Origin of the sequence: Mesorhizobium sp. M4B.F.Ca.ET.089.01.1.1, assembly GCF_004022605.1 — a bacterium.
In the GTDB taxonomy this organism is placed as follows: domain Bacteria; phylum Pseudomonadota; class Alphaproteobacteria; order Rhizobiales; family Rhizobiaceae; genus Mesorhizobium; species Mesorhizobium abyssinicae.
Genome location: NZ_RZOS01000640.1, coordinates 1 through 2,447, shown reverse-complemented (window position 1 = coordinate 2,447; position 2,447 = coordinate 1). Strand labels below are relative to the sequence as shown.

3 protein-coding genes and 1 pseudogene are annotated in these 2,447 nt (G+C 58.6%); all 4 read right to left on the bottom strand.

Features of this window, described 5'->3' with window-relative positions; translation table 11 throughout:
- Positions 1 to 873, bottom strand: a pseudogene (locus tag EN780_RS32030) (VirB4 family type IV secretion system protein); the annotation flags it as partial.
- Positions 874 to 876: 3 nt separating this feature from the next.
- The gene (locus EN780_RS32025) at positions 877 to 1,176 is read right to left on the bottom strand and encodes a VirB3 family type IV secretion system protein (protein WP_128276271.1); all 300 of its coding nucleotides are present in this window, start codon (positions 1,174 to 1,176) and stop codon (positions 877 to 879) included.
- A 2-nt stretch (positions 1,177 to 1,178) separates the two neighbouring features.
- A complete protein-coding gene (locus EN780_RS32020; RefSeq protein WP_128276270.1) occupies positions 1,179 to 1,526 on the bottom strand; it encodes a TrbC/VirB2 family protein in 348 nt (115 codons plus the stop codon).
- Between the two features lie 12 nt (positions 1,527 to 1,538).
- Positions 1,539 to 2,444: a lytic transglycosylase domain-containing protein gene (locus EN780_RS32015; protein ID WP_128276272.1), complete on the bottom strand. Its 906-nt coding sequence runs from the start codon at positions 2,442 to 2,444 to the stop codon at positions 1,539 to 1,541.
- Between the last annotated feature and the right edge of the window lie 3 nt (positions 2,445 to 2,447).

Here is a 2,447-nt window from a genome sequence, read left to right as displayed (position 1 = left end):
GGGCTTATCCGCGATCGTGAACGATTGCGTCAGAATGAACTCGTGATTGACTTGCAAAAGGCCGTCGAGCATTCCCGGCCCTGTGAAGGGGGGATATTCCTTTACCGACAGAAGCGCGGCGAAACGGCTGTCCTCATCGACAGCGGCTTGTGCCTGCATGGTCCGCTTGCCGAAATGGAGGCGAGAGGTGCCGACATAGTTGCTGATGCCCATGCGCGGGAGCCGCATCTTACGAGGCACGCCGCAGGTCAGGATTGTGTTGAAGAACTCGCAGGGTTCGGAATAAGGCTCGCCGTCGCGGCGAGCGATGCCGAGCGCACGCGCGCCGTATTTCTCGAGCTCGCGCGTGATGTTGGTGACCAGCTCCTCCAGTTCCGTCACGTCCTCGCGTGACTGCCGAGAGCGGCCGTCGCCGCTGGCGTTGTTGAGTATCCGCTTAAGGGTGTCACCGATGCCAAGCGCACCCCTCATGCCTGACCTTACGATGGTCAGGTAGATCTCGTTCGTGAACATGCGCTTGTGGCGCAACTGTTCCATGTAACGCTTGTTGAGCAGGTCGCAGAACGGATCATCAAAAGCGCCTCCGATCTCGGTTTCAACCGCGCGGCGGATGACCGTCGACCACAGCGAAAACCGGCTGGAACCGAGCGCACGGATCATCGTGTTTTGCACGACGGAGCGCATGTTTAGCGTGGCCTGGTCCTCAGTCTGGAAGAATAGGCCATCGAGCTTGATGACGCTGATCAAGGCGCCATTTTCCAAGCCGATCACCGTATCGGAGACATGGCGCAAATAAGGGATATGAGTCGACATAGGCCGCTCGTTTTGAGCAGCCTTGCCAAACCCAAGCTCTTCTGTGACGACTTTCAGCATCGGCTATGGTCCGTATGAATTGGCGCCCCAAAAGCTCTTGTTGCGCGTGCGGGGCGTCTTGCGCGACGCAACCTGCATTACGTCGAGGATCTTGCTGTCCCAGGTGCACAGCGTGAAAAGGACGAGGTAGGCGACTGGTGCGGTCAGCAGTGCCCACAGGGAGTTGGAGCCCAACCACCCTATGATAGTAAAACCGACGACGATAACGACGGCCATGTACGGCACACCCCAAAGCGTCGGTGAACGGGTCAAGCCGATCACCAGCGGTGTCAGAGCAGGCTTTTCGTCCTCGAACTCAGCCATCGCTATTTGCCGACAGCCGCAATCATTTCATCGACGATGGTTGGCGCGCCGAAGACCAGGCCAATGCCGACGATGACGGCGCCTGCCGTGAACCACGACAGCCGACCGGCGAAGGCGAGAAAACCAAGGCCGATCACCGCAATGATCGCTAGTAGCCGGCCGAACGGACCGGTGATGAAATCCACGATCATTTGAACGGCCGTCTGCAGTGGCGCGAAGGCGCCGCCGCCACCACCACTTTGCGCCAAGGCTAGATCGACGCCGGCCATGTGCACGGCCGCAGCCAATCCAAGAACGGCTGCCAGCTTCCATGCGCCGACGCTCGGTCCCTCAATTGCATTGCACTTCATGCGTTCTCTCCTTCAAAAGTGCATCACTCCACCGACAAACTTGCCGGTCTTCTTCACGGCGATGACACCGACGTCGACGTCCTCATCACCGCCTGCGATGGTTGTGGTCCCGGATGCATTGGGCTTTACCCTCGCCGCCGGCATAGGCAAACCGAGCTGGTAATTGACCACCTTGGCGACGTAGCCGATGGTCTCCCGAAACGGCGGGATGCCGCCGTACGAGTAGATGCGTTGCTCGCCGCTGTTGTAGGCAGCGGCGACAAGCAGAGGATTTTGGAACTCGTCGAGCAGGACCCGCAGGTACTTCATGCCGCCTTCTATGTTCTGCTGCGGATCGCAGATGTCCTCGACCTGGAACCGTTCGGCGATCGCAGGCATAAGCTGCATGGGGCCGCGCGCGCCCTTGTCCGAATTACGAGTTTGGTCGAAGCCGCTTTCCGCCCAGGCAATCGCCGTGGCGAAAACCTCGTCGACCTTATGACGCCGCGCCGCATCGACGACTAATTTCTTGATTTCCGAAGGACTTAGAGGCGACGGACCGCATGCTTGCACGCTTGCCGTGCTGTCTTGAGTCGCATTCTCCACATCATTTTGGGCAATCTGTCCTGTCGTAAGCTTACCCAGAATGGTATTATCGGCAGTGGCGTCCTCCGTTGTGTAAGCCGGCTTCAGCGTATCAATATGGGTATCTGCCTGTTGGTCCTTTTTGGCTGTCTTCTCTGGTGCGACAACGCCGTCCTCGCTGAGGACGTAATGACCGCCGCTCTGGCTCCATCTAGAATCGAAAATTTCACTGATCGCAGTGTCATTGGCGCTTTCAGCTTGCGCGAAATCACTCGCAAGATTGGCGGAGTTCTGCGCTTCCTGGGCCGTTGCGGTGCCGGCGACGAGCACAATCAGCAGGGTCGAGCAAATCAGAGC

Excerpts from the sequence above, each read along its gene's own strand:
- EN780_RS32025 (WP_128276271.1), bottom strand. The coding sequence starts at position 1,176 with ATGGCTGAGTTCGAGGACGAAAAGCCTGCTCTGACACCGCTGGTGATC.
- EN780_RS32020 (WP_128276270.1), bottom strand. The coding sequence starts at position 1,526 with ATGAAGTGCAATGCAATTGAGGGACCGAGCGTCGGCGCATGGAAGCTG.